The following is a 25,809-nucleotide window of genomic DNA, read 5'->3' as shown; positions in this document are numbered from 1 at the left end:
TCACTATTCCTTCCTTTGAAAAGCCCAGCAGTGTATTTTATCTGCTCCACCTTCAATTAATGGGACCATCTTGCTGAAAATCAAATGTTCTTTTGAGCGACGTAACTTTTTTAAAATTTGGTAATGCGAAGTCGTTGGAACTTCGTACATCTCTACATAAAGATGTGGCTGATCGTCGGCAACATACCACTGAATATTTGTTGCTTCAAAATCTGGAAGTACATCCATAATCTCTTTCATTACTTGCTCATATTCACTGATGCAACTTTTATTCACTTTATATTCCATAAAAATCTGTAAAGGTTTCGTCATTTCTTTTAATCTCCCCTTTTTAAACAATGTCATTTCGGGTATAAATAAACTATACCATGTTTTAGATCGATAAGGAGGTATCTCACACGATGGATACAGGTACTCATGTAGTAATGGGCGTTGCTCTCGGTGGATTAGCAACTTTAAGCGCAACAATCGCAAACGATCCATTGCTTCCCACGTCGGTCATGATAGCTACAATCATCGGTTCTCAAGCACCTGATTTCGATACAGTATTAAAATTACGAAATAATGCTGTATACATACGAAACCATCGTGGAATTACACATTCCGTTCCAGCCATCTTTATATGGCCTCTTCTAATTACAAGTGGTATTTTGATGATCACACCAGAAACTAACTGGTCTATCGTATTACTTTGGTCTTTTATTGCTGTTTTTCTTCATGTTTTTGTCGACATATTTAATGCATACGGCACGCAAGCTCTTAGACCATTTTCAAACAAATGGATTGCTCTAGGCATAATTAACATCTTTGATCCGTTTATTTTCTTTAGCCACCTTGTTGCATTTGGCATATGGGGACTTGGGTTAGCGCCACCAGGCCCGACCATCTTGCTATTATATTTTGTGTTAATTGGGTATTATATTTGGCGAATTTGGGAGAAGCAGCGCGTCGTTAATCATGCAAAGAAATTGCATCCAGATGCTAGTCATGTTTTTGTCTCTCCTACAATTAGGTGGAATCAATGGCATGTTGTTATTCGAACTCCTGAGATTATGTTTGTAACAGAATCTCGAAATCATCAAATCGAATACTTTGAGCAATATTCATTTGATCCGATTCCAGATATTCCAGTTATTAATGAAGCCAGAAAAGATCCAAATTTATCAGCATTCTTATCTTTTTCACCTTCCTATCGTTGGGAAGTTGAAGATAAGGAAAATGATATTACGGAAGTACGTTTTGTTGATTTACGTTATCGAAGTAAAGGACATTATCCATTTGTAGCAATAGTCCAACTTGATGGAGACTTAAATATTTTAAGTTCCTACACCGGTTGGGTATTCAGTGAAGAAACACTTCAAAAAAAATTAAACATTGTTACGGAATAAAAAAGAGGAGTTGTCCCCTTTCAGGTCTAAACGGACCTTCTGGGATACTCCTCTTCTTAATGCTTCCTCTCGTCGTCTTTATTCAAATGAGAAAATTTTTCTTTACTTGGGTTGTATTTATGTAAAAAAGGTCCATATTGGCTAATCCATTTAGTAACAATCTTTTCCGTTTGATCCTGCCCTTGATAAGACCATCCACCTTTAGCACGGGTTGTTTCAAAATCTTCCCATAAACTTTCAACCCACGTTCTTGCTTGTGATACTGTAATATTTGAATTTACAGCTAATAGCTGTTCAGTTAACCGTTGAAATCTGTCCTCCACACCTTTTCCTCCTTTGACAAAGTTTACGTCTCATAACTTATTTGTGCGTGTTAATAATACTACTGAACACGTTGGAAAGGGGGGTCCATCAATGCGAAACAAAGCAAAAGGCTTTCCAAACCATATTAAGTTCGAGGGGAATTCACCAAAAGACATTAGAAACAAAAATGAATCCAAACGTGCAGATTTAAGCATTAATACGAGACCTAGAGATCGTATGAGAACCACTGATGGTGATACGAACAATTAATTGAATTTGTAATTAAATAATGAGTTTAATTACAACCAACGTTTCTGGAGGTGCCAACCTATGGGTAAGAGGAGTATGAATTTCCAAGCTGGACAAGAATATAAAAGTCCATTTGATTCACCTCGTGCAAGTCCAAAGCACGCTTCCAAACAAATAGGCGGAGAAACTCAAATGAGTCAAACCGATATTAAAGTTCGATTACACAGAAAAGCAGAAACAAGATAATTTACATTTAGAAGGAGAAGACATTATTCTTCTCCTTCTTTTTTAACAAATAATGAAATAGGAACAGCCTCTAGATTTGTTTGATTATCCCTGTAACCCCACGCAAAATAGCCATTCATATAAGAAATTTGAAACGAGGATCCCCCTTCAATTTCATAAGTCTTTCCCGGTTCAAAATCATCAGGATTTAATAAATAAGCTTTCGCTAAAAGTACACGGCGCTCATATACAGCAAATTCATTTGACATTCCTAATTGTTCTGCTTTTTTTGCCTTTTCATTCAACCGTGCGATTTCAGTTCGTAGTTCATATTCTGTCATTTGACTAAATCTTTTTTGTTGTTGTTCCATATTTACTATGTCCCTCCGTTCATCCTCTTTCATTATAGTTGAAACTTACCTTACAAACAAAGGAATTGGTTACAAGAAGAAAGAGAGAATGAAACCAATTACGCCAGATATTCCGGCATAATAAAGCATTGGTAGCATCGTCATTCGAATGATAACTCCTTCTTTTCCAACAAGCCCAACCACTGAAGCAGCAGCGACGACATTAACTACGCAAATCATATTACCTGCATTCGCTCCGAGTACTTGCAGCCCTAAAATCAGCATTGGGTTTAAACCTGTTTGATCCGCTACATTAAACTGAAATAATGAGAACATCATATTACTAAATGTGGCACTTCCTGAAATAAATGAACCTAATGCTCCAATAAAAGGAGCAACTAGCGGCCATCCATCTCCTAAATATGCAGACGCTTGATATGCTAGTTCAACAGGCATACTGTCTAGTCCAGCACCGTTCACTCCAGAGTTAATAAATATTCTTACCATTGGAACAGCAGTAAATAGCGTAATAGACGTACCAATCAACGCTCTTACTGATACTCCAAATGCCATCTTAAAAGAAGAAAACTTCATACGGTGTAGGAAATAGGTTAAAGCAACCACAAATAAGAAAACAGTCCCCGGTAAATATAACGGTTGAAAATTCGCACTAATTTCACTACCTAGTATATTTTCCCAACCAATAATGAAACTTAGTAACCAGCTTTTAAGTGGCAATACATCAAGGCGTGTTAATACTAAAACGATGCCAAGTAAAATATAGGGAAGCCATGCAAGCGTAAGTGCCATCGTCACTTGTTTTTTACTTTTTTCTACAGAGATAGAACCAAGCCATTCTTTGTTCCATGTTGCCTCATCCCCAAAATCCCACGTCTCAGCTGGTAAGAACCAACGTCTTTTTAACGCAAATAAAACAAATACTAACCCAGACAGTCCCCCAATAATTGCTGGAAATTCTGGTCCAATAAAAGTCGCCACAAGTAAAGCCGGAACTGTAAAGCTAAAGCCAGCAAAAATAGCAAACTTCCACATGACTAGACCTTCTCTCCATGAACGTCTCTCTCCAAAGAATCTAGTTAGCATAAGAACTAAAATGAGCGGCATAAACGTCCCAACAATAACATCGATTTGCATAACTTGCGACGCTAACATTCTAAGAAAATCTGTCATATTTATTCCTTGTAAATAAACAGCAGCAACTGGTGCTAAATCAGCTCCTTCCTGTAGTCCTTGCTGAACTCCAACAATAACAGGGGTTCCAACTGCACCAAACGAAACTGGACTACTATCTGCAACTAGCGCTAATACAACAGCAGCTAGAGGAGGAAAACCAAGGGCAACTAACAAAGGAGCAGCAATCGCTGCAGGAGTCCCAAAACCAGCTGCTCCCTCAATAAAAGCACCAAACAACCAAGCAATAAGAATAACCTGAACTCGACGGTCGTTGCTGATTCCTAGAAAGCTGTTTCGAATCGTATCAATTGCCCCACTTGCTTGCAATGTATTTAACAAAAGAATAGCTCCAAATACAATATATAAAATTGATAAACCGATCAATACCCCTTCGATAGAAGCAGCTGCAAGCTGAGTCACAGGAACCCTCCAAAAGAAAAAGGCGATAGCTCCTGTAACAATCAAACTAATAGGCATTGCTTTCATTGCTGGCATTCTTAACAAGACCAAGAATACTAATACGGCAATAATCGGTGTTAAAGCAATAATTGTTACCATTTCCCCCACCCATTCCTATAGAACTTATGAATAGTATAAGAACACTTCTCATTATTATTATACACAAAGTTTGTTCAATATTTCACAAACTTTGTGTATAAAAAAAGGAGATTCAATTGTCTCCTTCACTTATATATTGTTCGATTACATCCATTGGAAATCCTTTGCGATACAGTTGCTGTTTCAACCGTTGCTCATATTCCCACCCAGTATATTTCCCTTCAAGCTTTCTTTTAATCTTATCACCCTGAAAACAAATCGCTTCCCACTCTTCCGTAAGCTCCTCAGGAAAATCAACTAACTGAAGTGCTTCTGCAATAACCCTCTGTGAATAACCTTTTGTAACCAGTTGATTGGAAAGTTTTTCTTTAAAAGCTTTGCTACTTACTTTGCTACTTTTCTTTGATTGCTGTTTTTTTAACCAAGTTACGATTTTTTCCTTTTGTACTTCTTCAGAAAAAGAAGCCAATGCTGCTTCAATGACTGCATCGTTCACTCCTTTTTGCAAGAGCTCTTGCTTAAGTTTTAAGGGACCTCTCATTAAGGTCAGTTGCTTTGACCTAATATAAGCATGTGCAAATTCCTGATCATTCAAGAATCCCTGCTGAAGTAATTCATATATCACTTCATTAATATGATTCTGCTCTTTTTCTTTTTTCTCTAAATACTGTTTCATCTCATGAACAGACCGCATACGGTAAGAAAGATAATTTATAGCTAGGTTATACGTTTTTTTCTTCTCATCTTCATCAATTAATTGTATTAACGTATCCTCATTAATTTCTAAACCTTTTGTTAAACGGTGCTTAATTAATAGGTCCTCATCAACACTAAGGGCATATTCTACAGAGTGACCTTTAGTTAAAAATACATTATATCGACTTTTATTTCGTTTCTGAATTTCAATTTTGGCTATAACTGCCACTAATCTTCACCCCCAACTTGATTGCTAAAAAATTTTGCCAAACATTCCCTATTACACGTAAACTAAACATAATATCAACGAAATAAAGCATTTATTACAGGAGGGTAACGGGTATGAATATTGTGATTGCAGGTGGTACAGGATTTATTGGTAAGAAACTATCTGACTTATTAATTAAACAAGGTCATTCCATTTTCATTTTAACAAGAGATGCCTCTAATAAACCAGTCAAACCTTCTGTCCAATATATAGAGTGGCTTCATAAAGATGCAAAGCCTGAAGATAACTTAGGTCAGGTCGATGCTGTGATTAACCTTGCGGGAGAATCCATTGGCTCAGGAAGGTGGACACATCAAAGAAAGAAAAAGATTCTCCAAAGTAGAATTGATTCTACACAAGCGATCATTAATCTCATTGAACAATTGCCAAACAAACCAAAGGTCCTCGTTAACGCCTCAGCCATTGGTTTTTACGGCAACTCATTAAAAAAGACTTTTACAGAGAAATCCGAACCTACCGAGAGTAACTTTCTCTCTGCGGTTGTAACAAAATGGGAAAATGAAGCTAAAAAAGCCTCTAAATACGGGGTTCGAGTAGTTTTTTGTAGACTAGGTGTAGTGTTAGATCCAAATGAAGGTGCTCTAAATCGTATGCTCCTTCCTTATCAATTCTTTATCGGAGGCCCACTCGGCTCTGGCAAGCAGTGGTTAAGCTGGATTCATATTGACGATGCCATTCGTATGTTTTCCTTTGCAGTATGTCAATCAGATATAGTTGGAGCCTTTAACGTAATAGCACCTTCCCCTTGTCAAATGAATGAATTTGGTAAGACGTTAGCTCGCGTACTAAATAGACCTCACTATTTCCCTACCCCTACGTTTGCATTACAACTACTATTAGGTGAAATGAGTACTCTTGTTTTGGACGGGCAAAAAGTAATACCCCAAAAAGCTATTTCACAAAAATATTCATACTTATTTCCTACACTGCCTTCTGCTTTAGAAGACCTTCTAAAACAATAACGAAATGGTAGATTTTTTCACGAAAAATTTATAAAAAATAGGTATCTTTTTTCGAAAAAAACATTTAATATATAGAAGGATTCAAGAGTAAATGAGCGAATTATAGTCTTAACAGATTGTTTCATAAGCATAAACACACTAGAATACCCTATATAGCTTAATAAACGATTAAATAAGCATTGGGAAGGCAATTGGTGCGCCACCAGCTATGCTGGTTCTAGTGGGTTCGATTCCCACCCCGAATTTGATACGCAACATTATTAAATTCGAGGGTGGAACGATTCTGCCCTCATCAAAAAGGAGGGCTTTTTGTGATTTTAAAAAAACGAGACGTCGCAGATTGTCATGCTTTGTTCGAATTGTTAGTGGACCCGGCCGTGTTTCCATATGTTCGTCAGAAGGCATATTCATATGATGAATTTGTGTTCTTAACAAAACAGACAATTGAAGCAGAAGAGCGCGGCGAACTCATCTCCCGTACAATTGTCGATGAGTGGGGCGCACCAATTGGAACGATTAACTTATTTGATATTTCCAATCAAAGTGGATTCTTAGGAACTTGGATTGGGAAACCATACTTTGGAAAAGGGTATAATAAAGTAGCTAAAGATGCATTCTTTGAAGAGCTCTTCTTCTCTTGTGATATCCAAACAGTTTTTATGCGGATTCGGAAAGAAAATGTAAGGTCCTATATGGCTGCAAATAAATTACCTTACTGTACACTCGCTAATGAATTTAGACGAGATATTTACGAGCAAATTAACGAAAAGGAAGACGTCTATAACCTTTTTCAAATTGAAAAAGACCAATATCATCTTCATTTAATGAGAACAACGCAAGATGAACTAGAAATAAAAGAAGCATAATTGCGATTAACTTTCATTATTTTGTCCATACTGGTATTAACCTTATAGAAAGTGGTGGTCAGTATGGAAAGTAGAAAACGTCGAGCTCAAGAAGAGCGAAGCACATTGCGTAAAGCCCAAGAAGTTCGTTATGGATCAGAGTTTAGAGCTGCTGATCGCGCTGCAAATAGAAGTAAATCGTAATTAAATAATGATCATTTAAAGAGGAAAACACCTAAAAAACAGGTGTTTTCCTCTTTATTTTGTTTCTTCCAAATATTTTACACCTCTTTAAACCCTTATAAAACAAGGGTTTCCTTCATCAGATTTAGTCTGTCTTTTTCAATTAGTTAGAAAACTTAACCATTTAGAAGCAATTTCAGCAATGACTGTTCCCACATACCTTAATCCCATTTAATCGTGTCTCACGCTCATTAATCCCACTTAAGCTAAGTTGCGTCGTTTCAAGACTGCCCTTATGATTAATGAGTAAACAAAATTTGGATGCAAGGGGGATACCAACATTAAAAGTCAAATGGCTCCTGCTCCTATAAAAACAGGATCGGTTCAATTTCTGAAGCCTTCTGTTGAAGACGGAGCAGCGATGTGGGAATTAGTTAATGAGTCAACACTCGATCAAAACTCTGCTTATAAATACATTATGATGTGTGAATTCTTTGCAGAAACATGTGTTGTCGCGAAGGAAAACGATCAAGTCGTTGGATTCGTCACTGCTTTTATTCCTCCAGAACGACAAGATGTTGTGTTTGTTTGGCAGATTGGTGTTCATTCTTCTCAAAGAGGAAAAGGATTGGCTTCAAAATTACTACATGAATTAGTACAACGAGAAGGTTGTAGTGAAGTAAATTATGTTGAAGCAACCGTTACACCGTCAAATGAAGCATCACAGGCGTTATTCCGCCGCTTAGCTCGTAGTTTTGAAACCATATGTGAAGTAAGTGAATGTTTTGCAGAAGATTTATTCCCTGAAGAGGGGCATGAAAAAGAACTTACTTTCCGTGTTGGTCCGATAAAAACTAAGTAACACCTTATAAGCTAGGTTAAATGAAATAACAAAAATACATTACCCGGTATAGGTATTATTAGGAGGAAAAAAGACGATGAGTCAAACAGATATGACGATTTTTGAAAAGCTTGAATCTGAGGTACGTAGTTACTGCCGTAGTTTCCCAACTGTCTTTACGAAAGCAAAAGGCTATAAAATGTGGGACGAAAAAGGAACAGAATACATCGATTTCTTTTCAGGTGCAGGTGCATTGAATTACGGTCATAATGATCCTACGATGAAGGCAAAGTTAGTCGATTATATCTTAAGTGATGGCATCACACATTCGCTTGATATGGCGACAGCTCCAAAAGCTGAATTTTTAACAACTTTTAATGACGTAATTTTAGAACCAAGAAATCTCGATTATAAAGTAATGTTCCCTGGACCTACAGGAACAAATACTGTTGAAAGTGCATTAAAATTAGCACGTAAGGTCACAGGACGTACAGATATTATTAGCTTTACAAATGGCTTCCATGGTATGACAATTGGTGCCCTTTCAGTTACAGGTAATGCGTTCAAACGTAAAGGTGCTGGAATTCCATTACAAAATGTCGTAACAATGCCTTATGATAGCTTTGTTAATGACAACCTCGACACTCTGGAGTATCTCGAGCGTTTCCTAGAGGATGGAGGTAGCGGAGTTGAAATCCCTGCTGCAATGATCCTCGAGACAGTCCAAGGTGAAGGCGGTATTAATGCTGCAAGCTTCGAGTGGTTACAACGTGTAGAACAAATTTGTAAGCGTTGGGGCATTCTGCTTATCGTTGACGATGTTCAAGCAGGTGTTGGTCGTACTGGAACATTCTTTAGTTTTGAAAAAGCAGGAATCAAACCAGATATCGTTTGTATGTCAAAATCAATTGGTGGATACGGTTTGCCACTAGCTATTACCTTGATCCGTCCAGAATTAGACATTTGGGCTCCTGGTGAGCATAATGGTACATTCCGTGGAAACAACCACGCATTTGTTACAGCTACTGCCGCTCTTTCCTATTGGAAAGATGAGAACTTCGAAAAGAATATTCAAGAGAAATCAGAACGTATTTTCAAATTCCTAGAGAGAATTGTTGCTGACTATCCTGAGTTAAAAGGAGAAGCTAAAGGTCGTGGTTACATGGTTGGAATTGCTTCAGAAGTTGAGGGATTATCAGGTCAAATTGCAGCTGAAGCATTTGAGCGCGGTTTGATTATGGAAACATCTGGACCAAAGGATGAAGTATTTAAGCTCTTCCCACCACTTATTATCGATGATGAAGGTTTAGAAAAAGGATTCAAAATCATTGAAGACAGTGTGAAGGCTGTCCTAGGATCGAAAGAACTAGTAACATCGTAACTTAATAAAAAGCTCTTTTCGCAAGTTTGTTGCTTTTGATAAGCGATGAGAACGAAAGTGGAATGGAGCGGAAGGCACTTGACTCCTGCGGGAAATAGAGGAAAAGTCAAGACCCCGCGGAAAGCAAGTGCCTGAAGCGCAATGTAACGGACCCCCATTAAGGGAAAAATGATTAAAAATCAACAAAGTCGTTGAAATAACACTTGGAGGTATACATCATGAAAGTCGTTAAACTAAAAGATATAATAGGAACTGATCAAGAAGTTGACGGAGGAAATTGGATTAGTCGCCGTCTTGTATTAAAAGATTCAGGCATGGGTTATTCAGTCCACGATACAATTATTAAAGCTGGTACAGAAACTCATATCTGGTACCAAAATCACCTTGAATCTGTATACTGCATTGAAGGTGAAGGTGAAGTAGAAACACTTGCTGATGGCAAAGTGTGGCCAATCAAAAAAGATGAAATTTATGTATTAGATAAACATGATGAGCACCTTCTTCGTGCAAGTGAAAAGGGAGATATGCGTATGGTTTGCGTATTTAACCCACCTATTACAGGAAGAGAAGTACATGATGAAAATGGTGTTTATCCTGTAGATGAGGACTAATAAAAAGAAAGAAACCCAGCTGACGAATCAGCTGGGTTTCTTTCTTTTTATACCATGTAACCCCTTCCTTTTTTCAAACATGTCAAAATGGTGTCATACTTTTTAGTAGACTATAAAAAAACCCCTTCATGAAGGAGGAAATAGAACTAGTAAGAAAGAAGTAGAGAGATAAATAATGTAGAAAAAGAGGGAAAATTGTGAGTGAGATAATTTTTGACCTTCAAATTTTTTTGTTAAACCTCTCTTTTGTATTTTTTCTATTCTTTATTTACCACAAATATGTCGAAGGGAAAATTAACAAAGTCTCTAATGAGATATTAATTGGCATAATCTCAGCAGTATCTATTATTTTATGTATGACATTTCCTCTTTCCATTAGTCCTGGTTTTTATTTTGACTTTCGACAAATTCCTTTTATTATTGGGATATTATATGGCGGACGTAAAGTTGGTGTTTCCTTATTAATTGTCTTACTCTCTTATCGTTTCATATTAGATCACGGTCCAGGTTTTTATTCATCTCTGATTATTTACGTGTTAATGTTTATCGGATTAATCTATCTTACTCCACGCTTCAAAGCAGCAACGAAATTTAAAAATAAACTAATTTTAGCAACCTTAGCAATGGCGACGAGTGTCATTTTAATCTTAACTGTTATATATTTCTTTAAAGTAAACCTAACGGGGAATGGTTGGACCTCATTAATTCTTTTTTATAGTACACAAGTCATAGCCATCACTTTATTTATTTTATTTATTGAACGAGCCAAAACCGAAAGCCATATGTTAAGTGAATTAAAAGAACTAGAGAAGCTTAAAGTTGTTAGTGAAATGGCGGCAAGTATTTCACACGAAGTTAGAAATCCTCTTACTGTAACAAAGGGATTTCTCCAACTTTTGCAAGATACAACAATTTCAGATGATAAAAAAGAATTTTATATTCGCCTTTCTCTAAATGAGTTAGAACGAGCAGAAGTTATTATCTCTGATTATTTAACATTTGCAAAGCCATCTCTTGAAAACGTTGAGCTTCTTGAGCTAAATGAAGAGATTGACTATGTAATGAAAATCGTAACCCCTTATGCAACGATGCGAAATATAACCATTCATTTATTCAAAGCAGAGACTATATTCGTTGCGGGAGAACGGCAAAAATTTCATCAATGTCTCATTAATATTATTAAAAATGGAATTGAAGCTATGGCTGGCAGTGGACAATTGACAATTAACTTGCATCAATCAAATGAACAAGCTGTCATTGATATACAAGATACAGGTATAGGAATGAGTAAGGATCAAGTGCGGAGATTAGGGACACCGTACTATTCAACAAAAACAACCGGAACAGGTCTTGGAACGATGGTCGTGTATAGCATTATTAAAGCCATGCGTGGAGAAATAGAGGTAGATAGTAAGCAAGGAATTGGTACACGTTTCACCATAAAGCTACCTAAAGTAGATTGTAAAATGTAAAAAGCACTTGGGAATCGAAAAAAATACTGAGAATGATCGGTTTTTTCAGGATTTCGTTCCCTGGTGCTTTATCTTTGAAGTTTATTTTACCTCATGTACTAAAGGTTGTCCTTTGAGTCCATTAAGCAAGTTTTCACAAGCTAATCTAGCCATTTCGATCCTTGTTTCAATTGCAGCACTCCCAATATGAGGTAAAGCAGTAACATTTCTTAGTTTTAATAAAGGATGTTCAGAATCGATTGGCTCTGGATCAAATACATCTAATCCAGCTGCAAAAATCTCCCCAGACTGGAGAGCATGATACAATGCTTCCTCATCAACGTTGGTCCCTCTTGATGTATTAATAAACACAGCGGTATGTTTCATTTTGGCAAACTCTGCTTTACCAATCATTTTGTATGTATCTTTTGTCGAAGGAGCTAATAGAACAATATAATCTGCTTTTGTTAACAGTTCATCTAACTCACAGTATGTTGCATTTAGCTCTTCCTCAGCTTCTCTATTTCGACTTCTATTATAATAAAGAATATCCATTTGGAATCCTTTTGCTCTTCTAGCAACACCTAAACCGATTCTGCCCATACCAATGATTCCGATACTTTTCTTATAAATCCCTTGTCCTGTTAAGAAAAAAGGCCCCCAACTGTTCCATTCATTCTGCCTAATAACATCCATGCCTTCCACAATTCTTCGTCCAGCAGCCATTAAAAGGGCAAACGTCAAATCAGCGGTTGCTTCAGTTAGAACTCCTGGTGTATGACCAACAACGATCCCCCTATTTCTAGCTTCATTAATATCAATATTGTCATGTCCGACTGCCATTGTACTAATTACTTTTAGTTTTGGTGCCCTTTCTAAAAGTTCAAAGTCGATTTGATCAGCCACATTCGTGAATAAGCCATCAGCATCCTTAATTTCCTCTAGGAGCTGTTTCCTCGGCATCGGTTCATTTTCTTTTTCCCACATCACTACATTAAAATTATCAACAAGTTCCTTTGTTATGTCATTCGGTAAATGACGGGTTATGACTATTTTCATCTAATTCTCCTTTAATGAATGAATAATTGTTGAAAAGATAAATCGTCCTTGTTTACTCCTAACGCCTCCAGAAATTCATATAACTCATGAAAAGAGTTCACTGGATATTGTGTTTGACAAATATTTGAAGTGAGGTTCATGTTTTCTAGAAACGTCCTGTTGGCAGCCATTCCTTCTGTTAACTCAAGCAAAATTTCCAATACTTCGTTGTCTTTCTCAAATGTTACATGTCCATTGCTTTCATTAAAATAAACAATTAACGGAATTTGCGTATGTGGATGGACAAAGTGAGCTTTATAAAGATTCATGTTTCTCCTCCTTCTCTAAATATTACTAAACTATTATTATTGTAACATTCGACAAATTCCTACGATAACCTCCTTAATTTGATAATCTAGAAAAGAGAATATATGAACTAGTTATTATCACTGGAAGCTCCAAAGGTCTTGGGGTAGCCTTTTCCAACCTCTTGCTTGAGGATCCTGACACGACTTTACTCTGTATAGCTCGGACAAACAACAAAGATTTAGAAAATCCTCCTACTTCTTCTATCAGTTGGACTTAAACGATATCTATAGCATTCCCGATTTAATGAGTCAGCTCTTACTAACATTATGCTAAATAGTAAATGTTAGTACATCTATAAATAACAGCTTTAAAAAAGGTGACACCCCTTACACGTACTCGGGATCGTCACCTTTTCTATTAATTAAGGAACATTATAGCCCATTGAACTATGGAGAATTTCAAACCATTGATCAAGTGTAAGTTGATCCTCCAATGCCTTAACGGCTCTAGTAATTCTTTCTTTCTGACTAGAACCAACAATCGGCATGATACGTGCTGGATGAGTATATAACCATGCGTAGGCCACTTCATCGATCGTTTCTGCCCCAACTTCTTCCTGAATTTTTAATAATCTGTCCCACTAAAAGAAAGTCATGATTTTCCTCTACCGTAAATAACCTGTAATAACAGCTAAAAAAGGAGGTAAACACATGTCTCATGGTCCAACTCATCCCCCTAAAAGCCCTGGTTTGGCTGCTGTACTAAGTGCTCTTTGGTGTGGGCTTGGTCAAATTTATAACGGTCAAATCGGTAAAGGCATTGCGTTTATGGTTATTCAATTTATTAACGCACTATTAATGTTCATTATTATCGGTTTTATCACCTATCCCATAATGTGGATTTGGGGAATGGTTGATGCTTACCGGCAAGCCGAACAAATGAATTTGAGATCTACTACAGTAGATGAATAACCCGTTTAAAGTAGGTGATTCAAAAGTCTGATTCGCTACTAGCCGTGATTAAGGAACTTGCTCTTATCACGGCTTTAAAAAAATGTAGCAGGCTCATTGCTTAAGGTATTTCAATATAATATAGAATGTTTGGTTTCTTATTACAGCTTCTTCATTAAAAAGCTGATGACTCCCCTCATAAATTCGAACAATTTGACTATTTGGATACATGTACTTTACTTGTTTTTCTCCAAAGGCCACATCGACGGTCCGATCTTTACTCCCTTGGATCATTAAAAATGATATGTCGTCTTTTATCTCAAACGACTCTCCTTTTAACCAATCACCTAAGGCATGGAGCCAACTTACTGGCAGCACCTTTTCTTGTAGGGGATCCATTTTTGTAAAAGCAAGATATTCCTCGTCACTGGAATTTTTCGAATACACTCTTTTTAATTTCTTGAGAAACGGTTTTGTCAAGAATAACCCTAACGTTGAAGTTCTCCAGAAATATGGGCGAAACAGTGGAGCAACTAAAACCATTTTTGAAAAATTTGCTTTCTTATTTTTGACTAAATGAAGTGCTATTGCCCCACCTGTACTATGTGCGACCAGTAGTGGCGCTTCTCCCTTCAAAAAAAAGAAATCATATAACGCCTTTGCCGTATTAAAATAGTCGTGAAAACTATTGATCGACATACGCTCACCGCTAGAAAGCCCGTGCCCTGGTAAATCATAAACAATAACTTCATATTGATTCTCAACTAGCTTACGTATAGCCCTATTTAATGATGCGGCATGGTCTAGATACCCATGAATCAATAAGACTGTCTTATTTGAATAATTAGGCTTGAATTGTTGAACAAATAGGTCGTAACCTACAAATGTTATGTATCCGTAAAGATGGTTGCAATCTTCCATTTGCAGGTCATAGTAACTTTTATATTGTTCTATTTGATTAGACTCCACTCCAAATGGCAGGCGTTCCGATCGAATCATTTCAAGCGTTCGCTTAATCATTTTTCTCTCACTAACTCAGTTACACTTTCTACTTGCGCTGTCCATGGAAACATATCAACTGGTTGAATCGATTTGACTTTATATCCTTTTTTACATAAACGGTCAACATCCTTTGCTAATGTTGAAGGATTACAGGATACATAAACCATCCGTTTCGGCTTTACTTCTATAATCGTTTGAAGCAGCTTATCATCACATCCAGTTCTTGGGGGGTCAACGACGACCACATCAGGCTTCCATCCCTCCTTCTGCCAACGAGGAAGCAACGTTTCAGCCTTTCCTACTTCATAGCTTACATGATGGAATCGATGATTTTTTGCATTAACTCTAGCATCTTCAATGGCAGCCTCGATTACATCCATTCCTCTCACCTCAGCAGCATCACTTGCCAGCCATAATCCAATTGTCCCCACACCACAATAAGCGTCAACGACTCTTTCCTTTCCTGTTAAAGAAGCAGCGCGTTTGACTTCATTATAAAGTTTAACTGTTTGAGTGGGATTCAGTTGGAAAAAGGCACGTGCCGACAACGTAAAGGACAAATCCCCCAATTTCTCTTCAATAACTTCCTCTCCAGCTAAATGAACGGTTTTCTCGCCAAAAATAATGGACGTTTTCTGACCGTTTATATTTTGAATAATAGAAGTCACTTCTGGTAGACGCTTTTGGATTTCAGACACAATGGCCTCTTTCCGAGGTAATTCTTCTTCCTTTGTAACTAGAACAACCTGTACTTGACCGGTTTCAAATCCGACCCTAGTAACAATTGTTCGAATCACGCCTTTATGCTTCCGCTCATTATAAATCGATACATTAAAGTCTGCTAAAATTTGTTTTACAACGTCAGTCACTTTATTTGTCGCTTTATGTTGAACCTTACATTGAGTCAGATCGATTAATTTATGGGAATTCATTGCATATAGCCCTGCAATTACTTCTTCACCACGTTTTGCCACTTGCAGCTGACTCTTGTTACGATAATCCCATGGATCCTCCATCCCAATCGTTTCGTGGATTGCTATTTTATTCATATTCAGCTTCGTATGTCGCTCAAAAGCTTGTCTGACAATATCTCGTTTTTCACGGAGTGTAGCACTATAATTCATATGTTGTAATTGACATCCACCACATTGTTCGTATACTGGACAAAGTGGTTCAATCCGTTCTTTTGAACGCTTACGAATTTTGACCACTTTCGCTTCAGCAAACCTCGGATTTACTTTTGTCACTTCTGCAACAACCTCTTCATTAGGAAGGGCTCCGGGGACAAACACAACTTGCTTTTTAAAATACCCTACCCCTTCCCCATTGATGCCAAGCCGTTTAATCGTTAGTGGAAATTGTTGGCCTTTTTTCATGTCAATTGACTTATGTATCGTTTTTTGGTTCATTTCACTCACTCCGTTCTATCATAGCGTCCCCTATTATAGCATGTTCGAACATTTCTTCCTAAACTTACTAGACCGAAAATAAGTGTACATCTGCTAAAATAGACACAGAGATTTGAAAAGAGGAGAGATCATTTTGTCTATACCTACAGATGTAGCATCATTACAAATTATGGCCCACGTCTATAAACGTGAAAGTTTACAGTCTATTTTTAATAAGACCGTAGAAAGCCTTGTAGAACAAGTTCTTTACATTGACTGGGTCGGAATTTATATGTACGAGAACTTGGATCACAAATTGGTTGCAGCCTCTTCTTTTGAAGATGATATTAAATGGGAATGTAACGGAGAATTAAAGTTCCCTATTACAAATTCAATGGAAGAAGAAATTGGAATGATGGTTGTTCGAAGTCGTCAACCAATTGCATTTGATGTAACCGATGTAAGTACACTTGAAACAATAGCATCAGCAATTGGTCAGCAAAGTTTTGCTAATTAATTATTTAGATCAGTCCCTCATAGCATTATGAGAGACTGATCTATTTTTTTGTTTTTAGAATCCTTACCGTTACGTTCCGGGGGCATTGAAAAAGGTGAAAATCGACCTTTTTCAGCGCCCTCTTACGTTCCACTTCAAGCGACCTATATTAAAACAAACTTAGCTTAGAAATGGCCAATCCTCTGTCTGCTTCTGAAACATCAAATCGTCCAGACTCTTAAATTCATAACCTTGCTTTTTCGCCTCATCTATCACACGAGGTAATGCTTCTGCATTATCACTCGAAACAGAGTGAATTAACATAATTGCTCCTGGATGAATTCTTTTCATAATTTGATTATATGCATAATCCCCACCCTTTTGCTTATCTACTTCCCAATCTTTATATGCCATGGACCAAAAGACATTTGTATAGCCTAGCTTTTCTGAAAGGACTAATGAACGTTCACTAAATTGGCCCCTTGGCGGGCGTAGATAATGCATTTCTTTTACACCTGTAAGCTCAGTAAAGCGTTCTTTTACTTTGTTTAACTCATTCATTAATCGACCGTCTCCAACCTCTGGTAAGCTTGGGTGGTGCCATGAGTGGTTACCGACAATATGTCCTTCATCAACCATTCTTTGAATAAGGTCAGGAGCATCATTTAAATAATGCCCTGTTACAAAAAAGGCAGCGGGTACTTCTTTTTCTTTTAAAACGTCAAGAACTTTCTCGGTATATCCATTTTCATAGCCATTATCAAAGGTCAAATAGAGCTCCTTTTTTGACGTATCGCCAATAAAAAAGCCATTCGTTTTTTCTAATAGCTCAAGATATAAAGGCTCAGTTGTAACCGGCTTATTGTCCTTCTGAGGCTTATAGTTCCAATTATGAACTGTATTGCTATAAGCAGCAGCGAATGTAGCGCCGCAGCCAAAGAGTACTGCAAAAATGAGCATAGTTAAAACTGTAGTTTTCTTAAGCATTAAGTATCAGACTCCCTCATTTTTTTGTTAGTTTATCACCGAAGGAAGCCTTTATGTATGATTACAGGTAGAAACAAAAGAAGCGGCCTTCTCCTTTTCTTTTATTATTTAAAGACAGGCTCTTTAAACTGTGCAAGCTTTTCAAGCGAGGATTTGTCAACATCCGCATGTAAACTATTTCCATGAGAATCCATTGTAACAATCGCCGCAAAGCCCTCTACCTCCAAATGCCACATTGCCTCTGGAATACCAAATTCCAAGAGGTCTACTCCTTTTACTTTCTTAATACAGTCTGCGTAGTATTGAGCAGCTCCACCAATTGCATTAAGATATACACCACCATGCTCTCCAAGGGCTTTAAGAGTTTTTGGCCCCATGCCGCCTTTCCCAATCACAGCACGGATTCCAAATTTCTTCATGATATCTCCTTGATATGGCTCTTCACGAATACTTGTCGTAGGACCCGCAGCTTTTACATGCCACTCTCCTTGATCATCTTTCATCATAACAGGACCACAGTGGTAAATGACTTGACCATTTAAATCAATCGGTGCATCATGATCCATTAAGTGATGGTGAATCGCATCACGTCCTGTATGCATCATGCCGTTAATAATAACAACATCTCCCACTTTTAATTCACGGATTTGCTCCTCAGTTATTGGCGCTTCAAGAACGACCTCTCTTACTTCACCTGCACTCTCTTCAGCAGCCGCCACTTCTTGTTCTACCTTATTCAGATCAACCTTTTCGCCATCTTTATAGAGCCACTTTTTAATATCTCCCGTCTCTTGATCTAAAATGACACCTAAACGACGATAAGCCCAACAGTTGTAAGCAACAGAAACGAAGAAACTAGCTGGCAAACGATTCATTGCACCGATTTTACAGCCAAGTAACGTAGCTTCTCCACCAAATCCCATCGTTCCAATCCCAAGTTTATTAGCATTTTCTAACACATAGTCTTCAAGCTTTTGAAGTTCTTCATTCTCATTTACATCATCAACCGTACGGAATAGCTGTTCTTTTGCTAATGAATAACTTGTTGTACGATCTCCTCCAATACCAACACCGATAAAGCCGGCGCTACAGCCTTGTCCTTGTGCTTGATAAACAGAGTGCATAATACATTTACGAATTCCATCTAAATCACGACCAGCACGTCCTAAACCTTCCAATTCAGCTGGCAAGCTGTACTGAATATTTTTATTCTCACAACCTCCACCTTTTAAAATTAAACGTACATCAATAACATCCTTTTCCCACTGTTCAAAATGAATGACAGGAGTCCCTTCTCCAAGGTTATTACCGGAGTTCTTCCCCGTAAGTGAATCAACAGAGTTCGGACGAAGTTTTGTGTCTTTTGTTGCTCTTTCTACTGCAGCATAAATAGCTTTTTTCATTTCAATTTGGTTCACACCAACTGGAACCTTTACTTCAAAGGTCGGCATTCCTGTATCTTGACAAATTGGAGATACATTTTCGTCTGCCATTCCAATATTTTCAGTAATTGTCGATAGTGATAATGCAGCGCGCGTTCCAGCATTCTCTTTTGCTTTTGCCTTTGCAATAGCTCGGCGCACATCATTTGGTAGATTTGTAGATGTTTCAACGATAAGCTGGTACATACTTTCTTCAAATTTCTTCATATCATCCATCTCCCTTTTGGTACAAGCATAAATAATCCCAATACTATTATAATGCTAGTCCAAAAATTCCGAAAGTCCTAAGTGGAAGCGCGTTCAAATATAGATAAAAATTCGTTCTCCTTTTTTGACAGTCAGTAAAAAAGGAGGTGTCTCAAAAGGTCTGTTTTTGACCCTTTTGAGACACCTCTCTAAAGTAACTCCTTTTTCATCTGTCGATCAACTAAAGATTCTAAGTGTGTTGTTTTATTCGTATAATGGATAAGTGGTTTGCTGTTTCTTTTCGACCACTCAATACGGGTAATACCTGTATTATCAATTTGAAATGGTCGGTGAAAAGTATGCCACTTCTCACCTATCAAAAGATACATGAGGAAAATACTAATGAATCCACCATGTGACACGATTCCAACATGGTCCTCTTGATGGGCAAGTAACATTTGTTTTACAATGTGCTGACAACGTCCAGTTAACTCTTGAACAGTTTCAGTTCCTTGAACTCCAGAAGTAAGAATGGATTTCTCTTTAGTTTGTGGAAAACTTGCGTAAATCTCCGAGCGGGTTAAACCTTGAAATGGCCCAAGATACACTTCTCTTACTTTTTCCCACTTGTGAATCGTCCGATTTTTAATTGCACCAATCGCTTTAGCTGTATGATAGGCCCGTGTTAAATCACTACTATAAAGATAATCGAGTTGAATATCTTTGAAATAATTTGCTACGAGACTAACTTGTTGCTGACCAAGATCAGATAGTGGATAATCCTCGCACCCTTGAATCTTGCCACTTACATTGCCTTCTGATTCACCATGTCTGATCAGATATAAATTCATAAATTTAAAACCCCTTATTCTGACCAATCATGACGGAATTGCTGACACTTTGTTTCAATATCGTCAAGCATAGCAAGCAAACGGTCAATATCTTCTACACCGGCCTCTTCAGGGTCTATTGTATCTAGAACCGTCATCACCATATCAAGTCTATTTTGTAAATAAGTCATTTGTTCTTTTTTATCATGTATAGGTCCACCCAATTACGTTCGCTCCTTTTTCATGAAACAGTCTATTTTTAATGTGTAAAGTGTAACAGATTCTTTCCTTCTATACAATGAAGCACCAAACATCAAAAGTTGCCCTTTTGAAACACTTACTTTTACGTTATGATAAATGAAGTAATTCGATAAAGGAGTACGATCTTTGTGATTGATATTTATCCAAAAATAACCCCTTCTCATGATCCATGGGAAGCTTATGAAGATATAGGAGAATTTGGTAAACTGGCACTTACAAATATTGAATTTACAACAACGACTTTATGTAATATGCGCTGTGAGCACTGTGCCGTTGGATACACTTTGACTTCTAAAGACCCTGATCCACTACCTATTAATTTATTAATAAAACGGTTAGATGAGATCCCTACTTTACGAGCATTTAGTATTACAGGTGGAGAACCGATGCTCTCGAAGCAGTCTGTTGAACAGTACGTCGTTCCCCTGTTGAAATATGCTCATGAACGGGGTGTCAGAACACAAATCAATTCAAATTTAACTCTTGATTTAAAACGATATGAACAAATCATCCCTTATTTAGATGTTCTCCATATTTCACACAATTATGGTAGCGTCGAGGATTTTGCAGAAATTGGGTTTGCTGTAATGGACCGAAAACCTAGTTTTGATCAACGAGCAAAGCTGTTTAACCGAATGATTGAAAATGCAAAAGCGCTAACAAGTCAAGGCGTGATTGTCTCTGCTGAAACGATGCTGAATAAGCGAACCCTTCCTCATCTCGAAAAGATCCATGAGCAAATTGTCGAAATGGGCTGCCAGCGTCATGAAGTACACCCTATGTACCCAAGTGACTTTGCTAGCCATTTGGAAGTTGCTTCCCTTGAAGAAATTCGTTCAGGTATTCACCGTCTGTTAGATGTACGTAATCAAGCTGTTTGGATGCTATTTGGTACACTTCCATTTTATCCTTGTAGTGAGGAAACAGACGATTTGCTCTTACAAAAACGACTTTATTCAGCTAAGAATGTAACTGTTCGTAATGATCCGGACGGCCGTTCAAGGCTAAACGTGAATATCTTTGATGGCAATATCATTGTGACTGACTTTGGTGATACTCCTCCGCTAGGAAATATTAAAACGACTACATTACAAGAGGCTTATTCAACTTGGATGGGTTCTGACCTTGCAAAATCACTCAACTGCCACTGCCCATCAGTTAAATGTCTCGGCCCAAATGTTTTGGTTAAAGATGCCTATTACCAAGGCATTGACTTTACGAACAGAAAATCAAACCTTTAATTAAGAAAGAGAGGTAGTCTCCTAAGGAACTGTCCCCATCAAAGAGGTACAATATATGTACACTCATTGTATAGACTACCTACTGTGAGTCTGGGGGGCTTACCTAGTTGAGACAACCTCTCTTTTTTCCCTTTTCCTTGTATTATTTAGGTTGGTTTGCCGCTACAAACGTAAAGGAAAGATGATCCTGAACAGGAATCCAAGCTCCAATTCCTTGCTGAGTAACATTTTTCACTTCTAATTTTCTCTTCCCACCCTTAAATGTTAAATAAACTTCACCATATGTTACTTTCCCTTTTTCGTTAGCTGCAGGGACATAACTATGCAAATACCCTACTTGTTTTGGTGCAACATTATACGTGTTATTCTTTCTCGTCCCTTGACCGATTACCGTTTCAAAAGATAAAGGTAAATTCGTGTGTTCTGTCGCTTTAATCATCATCATTTTTTTTACTGCTTCGCTATTGGGAATCTTCGCCGTTAATCCACCATTAACTTTTTTTTGTTGTTCTTGCAAATAAGTTATTTTTTGTGGGGAACGACCGCCACGATTATCAGCATAATTCGTATTTACTTTTTGATATTCCCAGTTGACTTCCGTACCGTCAGATTCATAAGCAAGCGGCCATTCTCCTAGGTAAATTGAGGCACGGAACCCTAAAGCTAATTTCGAATCATTAATCGTTGATTCATTTAATATCCGAATTAAATCTGGATTTTCGATCGTTACTCCTGCAGAATCCAATAATTCCTTAGCAAGTTCACTTGGCTGCAAATAAGGTAAGTCTTGTGTTGGATTCGTGTAAGTGTTTTCTTTTGAAATTTTAAGAACAGAGTCAGGAATTTTAAACCCTTTTTCTTCTTCTTTCTTCCCTTCACCTTCTGCAAAAACATTTGTTGATGCAGCCAATAAAAAGATCGCAAGAAACGTTATGATTACTCGTTTCATTTTTATACCTCCTCATTTCAATTAGGGACATTGTTTTTTATAGTGTGATCTTTAAGAAATAATATTATCCATTGCTGCCGAAAGCTTTATTTTGATAATGTAAATGCTACTCAAACAGACTTTTTTAAAGGCTGTTTGAGTATACTTTGTTGTTTTTTAATCCGTCTGTGAGGTCTTGGCTTTTCCTCTATTTCCCGCAGGAGTCAAGTGCCTTCCGCTACATTCCACTTTCGTTCTCATCGATTATCAAAAGCAACCTCTTGGTGAAAAGAGCCTTTTTTAAAAAACTCTAAATTCCTGAATCAAGAAAAAGCCTTGGCTCAGTATATAATTACAGGACCTAACCTTGACAACAAAGTTCAAGGTTAGGTCCTGTTATTATCAACCGACTTCCCACTTAAGTCTCTTTTCAAAGCGGGGATAAAACCATTGAATTAATGGACCAATCGAGAAAGTTACAATAAGTGTTCCAATTCCAATTGGTCCTCCTACTAAGAAAGCACCTACTAAAGCAGTTACTTCTGCTATCGTTTTTGCAACCATAATTTTCACACCTAGTACATCCCTTAATGCAAACATAAATCCATCAATTGGAATGAGAGCAAACTTAGCCTGCATATAAATGGATGCTCCGCAAGCAAGAATAACGACTCCCACTAATAATGTCAGCAATTGTATTATAAAATTATCAATTAATGTGTGCGGAAATACAATTAGAAGCCAAAAATCAATGAAATAACCTATTATAAAAATCGTAATAAGTGAAACTAAAATAGGTTGTGACCTCGTTAACACTGAATTAACAACAATAAGTATGATGCCTACAAAAATTACCCAGTTTCCAACTGAAAATGGAGTCTTATGTGCAAGCCCGACGTTTAATGCATCCCACGCACCTGCCCCAAGGCCTGCTAATATTGTTAATGTGACACCAAACGAAACAATCATTAATCCAACTAAATAACTGAAGGATCTAATAAATAATGACTTCATTTCCTTACTCCTCTATTCTACTTTCATCTATGAATCTTCTTTTTTATGTTTATTTTCCGTATTTTCTCCAATATTCTCACTTATCTTTCGCCAATTTCCGAGGAAATAGTAACCAACAGCGATTACACTGCTAATGATAAAGCTAACTCCCATCCCTATGGCAATCCCGCTTTCACCTAACCAAGCCGAAAAGACTGCTGTTAAAGGATAGCGTAAAATCCAAAAAGAAATGATATTTAAAATTAACACAGGAAACATCGCACCAGCTGCTCTTGCTATGCCATTTAATACAAAGTTAACGCCTAAAAAAGGATAAAAAAACGCGACGGTTTTTACATACATCGTTCCAAACTGCACGGTTTCTTCATCTTGAACAAACATGCGGATAAAATATTCTGCTCCCAAAAAAATAATTGTACTTATAATTACTGAAACAAAAACGATTAGAAACAAAGCTTGTTTTGCTATTTCATTTACTCGATCCCATAGTTTCGCACCTATGTTTTGGCCAGCCATACTATTTACGGCTGAACCTAGCGTTAATGCAGGAAGCATAATTAAGCTATCTAACCTCTGTGCAGCTCCAAATCCAGCTACTACTTCCTCACCAAAACTAGTGACTACCGTCATAATAGCCAAAATCCCCCCTGATATGGCCATCATTGATAATCCTGCTGGCAGGCCCATCTTAAATAAAACTAGAAAATATCTCTTTTCGGGCAGAGTAGGAATTTGAAATGGAACATTGGCTCTATTAATCGAGTACCATAACCCATAAACAAATGCAGTACCTTGCGAAATAATCGTTGCATAAGCTGCCCCTTTAATTCCCCACTGAAATACATGGATAAAAAGTGGATCTAGTATCGCATTAAGGATCACTGCAATAATAATAAAGCGTATCGGTGTACGGCTGTCACCTAATGCTCTTAGAACTGTACCGATAAAATTATAACCAAATAAAAATAAGATCCCGATAAAGTTAATTTGTAAATACGACTGCGCCAATGGTGTAATTTCATCAGGTGTTCCCATGACTTGAAGAATTGTCCCTGAAAATAGAAACCCTAACATTCCAAGGAAAATAGCTAACGTCCCCAATACAAATACGAATGCATTTAAAGAATCCTTCAGCCCTTCCTCATCATTCGCTCCTCGTCTTTGACTAATAACTGTCAACGTTGCACTATTAATACCAATAATAAAAGAAAGTGTAGTGAAAACAACTGTTGCGGAGATAGTAATGGCTCCTAATGCACTAGGTCCTAATAAATTCCCTACCCATAAAGAATCAATAAACTGATAGGATGTCTGAAGTAAATTAGTTAGAAAGATTGGCCAAGAAAAAAGAATCATCTTCTTCATAATCTTTCCCTTTGTAAAATCCATCTGCTTTGATTGTGACATGCTTATCCCCTTCTTTATCGAAAAACCAAGAAAGAAAAACACCACTTATTGTATTAAGCATACTGAAAAAAGATGATGGCATTTTTCAGTATGCTTCTTGTAATAGCGGTGTCCTAATAAAAATGTGAGTGATAATTGCTAGTACATTGTTAAATACCCATCTTTTTTGAAAAGCAATTGTATCTTAATTCAAATAAGTTTTCCCTAAAGATGTTATTTTATATTAAAACTAATGGCTTTTTATTTAATTATATACATTCAAATGTCTCAGTAATGCGGATTGAATCTTTTACAGATTGATATATAGGACAATTCTTTCTAGTTAGTTCAAAGATCTTTTCTAACTTCTCTTTCGTAGTATCAACCTCATAAAGCTTAAAATGTAAATGGATGTCTGTTACCTCATTTGCTCCAGCTTCATTTCTTTTTACATCAGCGTTAATACGAATATCGTTATAAGAGATCCGCTTCTTTTCTAATATCTTTCTAAGTACTCCCCCACTGCATACGGCTACAGAGGATACAAGAAGTTGGTATGGCCTAAAACCAAATTCTGAATTTCCAGACACCTCTAACTGACCATATTCAAGATCTGTCACAAAGCTATTTTCCTTCATTTTAAAGTCCATTTAAACAATGCCTCCTTTTCTACACGCTTCTTATTGTAACAGGCTCTTATCATACCGTCATGTTCTATTGAAAAATAACATATGGTCTTCTGCATATAAAGAAGCTAAAATGGATGATGGTACTAAAAAAGGCGTTTTAACCTTTTTAGATCCCTCGAAAAAGTTGAGGTTTTTT

Annotated in this window: 30 protein-coding genes and 1 pseudogene; 13 read left to right on the top strand and 18 right to left on the bottom strand. The window is 37.2% G+C overall.

Features of this window, described 5'->3' with window-relative positions:
- Positions 1-3: 3 nt before the first annotated feature.
- Entirely contained in the window at positions 4-312 is a 309-nt protein-coding gene (locus SAY88_RS08490) for a hypothetical protein (protein ID WP_332630958.1), read from the bottom strand.
- Positions 313-401: 89 nt separating this feature from the next.
- Here SAY88_RS08490 and SAY88_RS08485 point away from each other — a divergent pair, with 89 nt between their 5' ends.
- The gene (locus SAY88_RS08485) at positions 402-1,388 is read left to right on the top strand and encodes a metal-dependent hydrolase (RefSeq protein WP_332630957.1); all 987 of its coding nucleotides are present in this window, start codon (positions 402-404) and stop codon (positions 1,386-1,388) included.
- Between the two features lie 56 nt (positions 1,389-1,444).
- Here the strand turns inward: SAY88_RS08485 and SAY88_RS08480 are convergent, their stop codons facing one another.
- Positions 1,445-1,711, bottom strand: a complete 267-nt coding sequence (locus tag SAY88_RS08480; protein ID WP_250098187.1) for a YfhJ family protein — start codon at positions 1,709-1,711, stop codon at positions 1,445-1,447.
- A gap of 91 nt (positions 1,712-1,802) precedes the next feature.
- Here SAY88_RS08480 and sspK point away from each other — a divergent pair, with 91 nt between their 5' ends.
- Positions 1,803-1,961 (top strand): small, acid-soluble spore protein K, encoded by a 159-nt coding sequence (gene sspK / locus SAY88_RS08475; RefSeq protein WP_250098188.1) that lies wholly within the window; start codon positions 1,803-1,805, stop codon positions 1,959-1,961.
- A gap of 60 nt (positions 1,962-2,021) precedes the next feature.
- The gene (locus tag SAY88_RS08470) at positions 2,022-2,186 is read left to right on the top strand and encodes a YpzG family protein (RefSeq protein ID WP_332630955.1); all 165 of its coding nucleotides are present in this window, start codon (positions 2,022-2,024) and stop codon (positions 2,184-2,186) included.
- A gap of 23 nt (positions 2,187-2,209) precedes the next feature.
- Here SAY88_RS08470 and SAY88_RS08465 read toward each other — a convergent pair whose 3' ends face one another.
- The 3 genes from SAY88_RS08465 to recX form a co-directional block, all read right to left on the bottom strand.
- Positions 2,210-2,536, bottom strand: a complete 327-nt coding sequence (locus SAY88_RS08465) for a YfhH family protein (protein ID WP_332630954.1) — start codon at positions 2,534-2,536, stop codon at positions 2,210-2,212.
- Positions 2,537-2,605: 69 nt separating this feature from the next.
- Positions 2,606-4,267, bottom strand: coding sequence for an L-lactate permease (locus tag SAY88_RS08460; RefSeq protein WP_332630952.1), 1,662 nt, complete (start codon positions 4,265-4,267; stop codon positions 2,606-2,608).
- Between the two features lie 112 nt (positions 4,268-4,379).
- Entirely contained in the window at positions 4,380-5,192 is an 813-nt protein-coding gene (gene recX, locus SAY88_RS08455) for a recombination regulator RecX (RefSeq protein ID WP_332630950.1), read from the bottom strand.
- Between the two features lie 113 nt (positions 5,193-5,305).
- On the opposite strand from recX, the gene SAY88_RS08450 reads away from it, so the two are divergent.
- The 7 genes from SAY88_RS08450 (at position 5,306) to SAY88_RS08420 (ending at position 11,547) form a co-directional block, all read left to right on the top strand.
- Positions 5,306-6,214 (top strand): TIGR01777 family oxidoreductase, encoded by a 909-nt coding sequence (locus tag SAY88_RS08450; RefSeq protein WP_332630948.1) that lies wholly within the window; start codon positions 5,306-5,308, stop codon positions 6,212-6,214.
- Positions 6,215-6,528: 314 nt separating this feature from the next.
- A complete protein-coding gene (locus SAY88_RS08445; protein ID WP_332631004.1) occupies positions 6,529-7,080 on the top strand; it encodes a GNAT family N-acetyltransferase in 552 nt (183 codons plus the stop codon).
- Positions 7,081-7,143: 63 nt separating this feature from the next.
- On the top strand, positions 7,144-7,263 hold the full coding sequence (locus tag SAY88_RS08440; protein ID WP_084138611.1) for a YfhE family protein: 120 nt from the start codon (positions 7,144-7,146) through the stop codon (positions 7,261-7,263).
- A 331-nt stretch (positions 7,264-7,594) separates the two neighbouring features.
- The gene (gene ectA, locus SAY88_RS08435) at positions 7,595-8,104 is read left to right on the top strand and encodes a diaminobutyrate acetyltransferase (protein WP_332630939.1); all 510 of its coding nucleotides are present in this window, start codon (positions 7,595-7,597) and stop codon (positions 8,102-8,104) included.
- A 76-nt stretch (positions 8,105-8,180) separates the two neighbouring features.
- Entirely contained in the window at positions 8,181-9,464 is a 1,284-nt protein-coding gene (gene ectB / locus SAY88_RS08430; protein ID WP_332630936.1) for a diaminobutyrate--2-oxoglutarate transaminase, read from the top strand.
- Positions 9,465-9,682: 218 nt separating this feature from the next.
- A complete protein-coding gene (locus SAY88_RS08425) occupies positions 9,683-10,075 on the top strand; it encodes an ectoine synthase (RefSeq protein ID WP_034745932.1) in 393 nt (130 codons plus the stop codon).
- Between the two features lie 197 nt (positions 10,076-10,272).
- Entirely contained in the window at positions 10,273-11,547 is a 1,275-nt protein-coding gene (locus tag SAY88_RS08420) for a HAMP domain-containing sensor histidine kinase (RefSeq protein WP_332630934.1), read from the top strand.
- Positions 11,548-11,628: 81 nt separating this feature from the next.
- Here SAY88_RS08420 and SAY88_RS08415 read toward each other — a convergent pair whose 3' ends face one another.
- The 3 genes and pseudogenes from SAY88_RS08415 to SAY88_RS08405 form a co-directional block, all read right to left on the bottom strand.
- On the bottom strand, positions 11,629-12,585 hold the full coding sequence (locus tag SAY88_RS08415) for a 2-hydroxyacid dehydrogenase (RefSeq protein ID WP_332630932.1): 957 nt from the start codon (positions 12,583-12,585) through the stop codon (positions 11,629-11,631).
- Positions 12,586-12,596: 11 nt separating this feature from the next.
- Positions 12,597-12,893 (bottom strand): hypothetical protein, encoded by a 297-nt coding sequence (locus SAY88_RS08410; RefSeq protein WP_250098197.1) that lies wholly within the window; start codon positions 12,891-12,893, stop codon positions 12,597-12,599.
- A gap of 401 nt (positions 12,894-13,294) precedes the next feature.
- Positions 13,295-13,498: pseudogene (locus SAY88_RS08405) on the bottom strand (aldo/keto reductase); the annotation flags it as partial.
- Positions 13,499-13,583: 85 nt separating this feature from the next.
- Here SAY88_RS08405 and SAY88_RS08400 point away from each other — a divergent pair.
- The gene (locus SAY88_RS08400) at positions 13,584-13,844 is read left to right on the top strand and encodes a hypothetical protein (RefSeq protein ID WP_332630929.1); all 261 of its coding nucleotides are present in this window, start codon (positions 13,584-13,586) and stop codon (positions 13,842-13,844) included.
- Between the two features lie 93 nt (positions 13,845-13,937).
- On the opposite strand, the gene SAY88_RS08395 is transcribed toward SAY88_RS08400, so the two are convergent.
- Together SAY88_RS08395 and rlmD are read right to left on the bottom strand one after the other, a co-directional pair.
- The gene (locus tag SAY88_RS08395) at positions 13,938-14,843 is read right to left on the bottom strand and encodes an alpha/beta hydrolase (protein WP_332630927.1); all 906 of its coding nucleotides are present in this window, start codon (positions 14,841-14,843) and stop codon (positions 13,938-13,940) included.
- On the bottom strand, positions 14,840-16,234 hold the full coding sequence (gene rlmD, locus SAY88_RS08390) for a 23S rRNA (uracil(1939)-C(5))-methyltransferase RlmD (protein ID WP_332630924.1): 1,395 nt from the start codon (positions 16,232-16,234) through the stop codon (positions 14,840-14,842). The genes SAY88_RS08395 and rlmD overlap by 4 nt, the downstream gene beginning before the upstream one ends.
- Before the next feature lie 133 nt (positions 16,235-16,367).
- On the opposite strand from rlmD, the gene SAY88_RS08385 reads away from it, so the two are divergent.
- Positions 16,368-16,730 carry a GAF domain-containing protein gene (locus SAY88_RS08385; protein WP_250098201.1) on the top strand — a complete coding sequence of 121 codons (363 nt, stop codon included), beginning with the start codon at positions 16,368-16,370 and terminating at the stop codon, positions 16,728-16,730.
- Positions 16,731-16,889: 159 nt separating this feature from the next.
- On the opposite strand, the gene pdaA is transcribed toward SAY88_RS08385, so the two are convergent.
- The 4 genes from pdaA to SAY88_RS08365 all read right to left on the bottom strand — a co-directional run bounded on the left by pdaA (position 16,890) and on the right by SAY88_RS08365 (position 20,378).
- Positions 16,890-17,696, bottom strand: a complete 807-nt coding sequence (gene pdaA, locus SAY88_RS08380; RefSeq protein ID WP_332630922.1) for a delta-lactam-biosynthetic de-N-acetylase — start codon at positions 17,694-17,696, stop codon at positions 16,890-16,892.
- A 104-nt stretch (positions 17,697-17,800) separates the two neighbouring features.
- Complete coding sequence (locus SAY88_RS08375; protein ID WP_332630920.1) at positions 17,801-19,345, bottom strand: fumarate hydratase; 1,545 nt, start codon at positions 19,343-19,345, stop codon at positions 17,801-17,803.
- A gap of 188 nt (positions 19,346-19,533) precedes the next feature.
- Positions 19,534-20,175 (bottom strand): histidine phosphatase family protein, encoded by a 642-nt coding sequence (locus tag SAY88_RS08370; protein ID WP_332630918.1) that lies wholly within the window; start codon positions 20,173-20,175, stop codon positions 19,534-19,536.
- A 14-nt stretch (positions 20,176-20,189) separates the two neighbouring features.
- Positions 20,190-20,378 carry an SE1561 family protein gene (locus SAY88_RS08365; RefSeq protein ID WP_250098205.1) on the bottom strand — a complete coding sequence of 63 codons (189 nt, stop codon included), beginning with the start codon at positions 20,376-20,378 and terminating at the stop codon, positions 20,190-20,192.
- A gap of 159 nt (positions 20,379-20,537) precedes the next feature.
- Here SAY88_RS08365 and yfkAB point away from each other — a divergent pair, with 159 nt between their 5' ends.
- Complete coding sequence (gene yfkAB / locus SAY88_RS08360; RefSeq protein WP_431308850.1) at positions 20,538-21,656, top strand: radical SAM/CxCxxxxC motif protein YfkAB; 1,119 nt, start codon at positions 20,538-20,540, stop codon at positions 21,654-21,656.
- 142 nt (positions 21,657-21,798) lie between these two features.
- Here yfkAB and SAY88_RS08355 read toward each other — a convergent pair whose 3' ends face one another.
- The 4 genes from SAY88_RS08355 to SAY88_RS08340 all read right to left on the bottom strand — a co-directional run bounded on the left by SAY88_RS08355 (position 21,799) and on the right by SAY88_RS08340 (position 25,634).
- Positions 21,799-22,605, bottom strand: a complete 807-nt coding sequence (locus tag SAY88_RS08355) for a YfkD famly protein (RefSeq protein WP_332630913.1) — start codon at positions 22,603-22,605, stop codon at positions 21,799-21,801.
- 381 nt (positions 22,606-22,986) lie between these two features.
- On the bottom strand, positions 22,987-23,598 hold the full coding sequence (locus tag SAY88_RS08350; RefSeq protein ID WP_332630911.1) for a YczE/YyaS/YitT family protein: 612 nt from the start codon (positions 23,596-23,598) through the stop codon (positions 22,987-22,989).
- A 27-nt stretch (positions 23,599-23,625) separates the two neighbouring features.
- Positions 23,626-25,005, bottom strand: a complete 1,380-nt coding sequence (locus SAY88_RS08345) for an MATE family efflux transporter (protein WP_332630908.1) — start codon at positions 25,003-25,005, stop codon at positions 23,626-23,628.
- A 248-nt stretch (positions 25,006-25,253) separates the two neighbouring features.
- Complete coding sequence (locus tag SAY88_RS08340) at positions 25,254-25,634, bottom strand: OsmC family protein (protein ID WP_332630905.1); 381 nt, start codon at positions 25,632-25,634, stop codon at positions 25,254-25,256.
- Positions 25,635-25,809 lie beyond the last annotated feature (175 nt).

The organism is Halalkalibacter flavus (assembly GCF_036663575.1).
GTDB classification, from domain to species: Bacteria; Bacillota; Bacilli; order Bacillales; family Bacillaceae_D; genus Halalkalibacter; species Halalkalibacter flavus.
This window is presented reverse-complemented; position numbering and strand designations above follow the sequence as displayed.

Bases quoted from the DNA above. Each gene is read 5' to 3' on its own strand.
- SAY88_RS08490 (WP_332630958.1), bottom strand. From the start codon at position 312: ATGACGAAACCTTTACAGATTTTTATGGAATATAAAGTGAATAAAAGT.
- SAY88_RS08485 (WP_332630957.1), top strand. From the start codon at position 402: ATGGATACAGGTACTCATGTAGTAATGGGCGTTGCTCTCGGTGGATTA.
- sspK (WP_250098188.1), top strand. From the start codon at position 1,803: ATGCGAAACAAAGCAAAAGGCTTTCCAAACCATATTAAGTTCGAGGGG.
- SAY88_RS08470 (WP_332630955.1), top strand. From the start codon at position 2,022: ATGGGTAAGAGGAGTATGAATTTCCAAGCTGGACAAGAATATAAAAGT.
- SAY88_RS08465 (WP_332630954.1), bottom strand. From the start codon at position 2,536: ATGGAACAACAACAAAAAAGATTTAGTCAAATGACAGAATATGAACTA.
- SAY88_RS08460 (WP_332630952.1), bottom strand. From the start codon at position 4,267: ATGGTAACAATTATTGCTTTAACACCGATTATTGCCGTATTAGTATTC.
- SAY88_RS08450 (WP_332630948.1), top strand. From the start codon at position 5,306: ATGAATATTGTGATTGCAGGTGGTACAGGATTTATTGGTAAGAAACTA.
- SAY88_RS08440 (WP_084138611.1), top strand. From the start codon at position 7,144: ATGGAAAGTAGAAAACGTCGAGCTCAAGAAGAGCGAAGCACATTGCGT.
- ectA (WP_332630939.1), top strand. From the start codon at position 7,595: ATGGCTCCTGCTCCTATAAAAACAGGATCGGTTCAATTTCTGAAGCCT.
- ectB (WP_332630936.1), top strand. From the start codon at position 8,181: ATGAGTCAAACAGATATGACGATTTTTGAAAAGCTTGAATCTGAGGTA.
- SAY88_RS08425 (WP_034745932.1), top strand. From the start codon at position 9,683: ATGAAAGTCGTTAAACTAAAAGATATAATAGGAACTGATCAAGAAGTT.
- SAY88_RS08415 (WP_332630932.1), bottom strand. From the start codon at position 12,585: ATGAAAATAGTCATAACCCGTCATTTACCGAATGACATAACAAAGGAA.
- SAY88_RS08410 (WP_250098197.1), bottom strand. From the start codon at position 12,893: ATGAATCTTTATAAAGCTCACTTTGTCCATCCACATACGCAAATTCCG.
- SAY88_RS08400 (WP_332630929.1), top strand. From the start codon at position 13,584: ATGTCTCATGGTCCAACTCATCCCCCTAAAAGCCCTGGTTTGGCTGCT.
- SAY88_RS08395 (WP_332630927.1), bottom strand. From the start codon at position 14,843: ATGATTAAGCGAACGCTTGAAATGATTCGATCGGAACGCCTGCCATTT.
- rlmD (WP_332630924.1), bottom strand. From the start codon at position 16,234: ATGAACCAAAAAACGATACATAAGTCAATTGACATGAAAAAAGGCCAA.
- pdaA (WP_332630922.1), bottom strand. From the start codon at position 17,696: ATGCTTAAGAAAACTACAGTTTTAACTATGCTCATTTTTGCAGTACTC.
- SAY88_RS08375 (WP_332630920.1), bottom strand. From the start codon at position 19,345: ATGAAGAAATTTGAAGAAAGTATGTACCAGCTTATCGTTGAAACATCT.
- SAY88_RS08370 (WP_332630918.1), bottom strand. From the start codon at position 20,175: ATGAATTTATATCTGATCAGACATGGTGAATCAGAAGGCAATGTAAGT.
- SAY88_RS08355 (WP_332630913.1), bottom strand. From the start codon at position 22,605: ATGAAACGAGTAATCATAACGTTTCTTGCGATCTTTTTATTGGCTGCA.
- SAY88_RS08350 (WP_332630911.1), bottom strand. From the start codon at position 23,598: ATGAAGTCATTATTTATTAGATCCTTCAGTTATTTAGTTGGATTAATG.
- SAY88_RS08345 (WP_332630908.1), bottom strand. From the start codon at position 25,005: ATGTCACAATCAAAGCAGATGGATTTTACAAAGGGAAAGATTATGAAG.
- SAY88_RS08340 (WP_332630905.1), bottom strand. From the start codon at position 25,634: ATGGACTTTAAAATGAAGGAAAATAGCTTTGTGACAGATCTTGAATAT.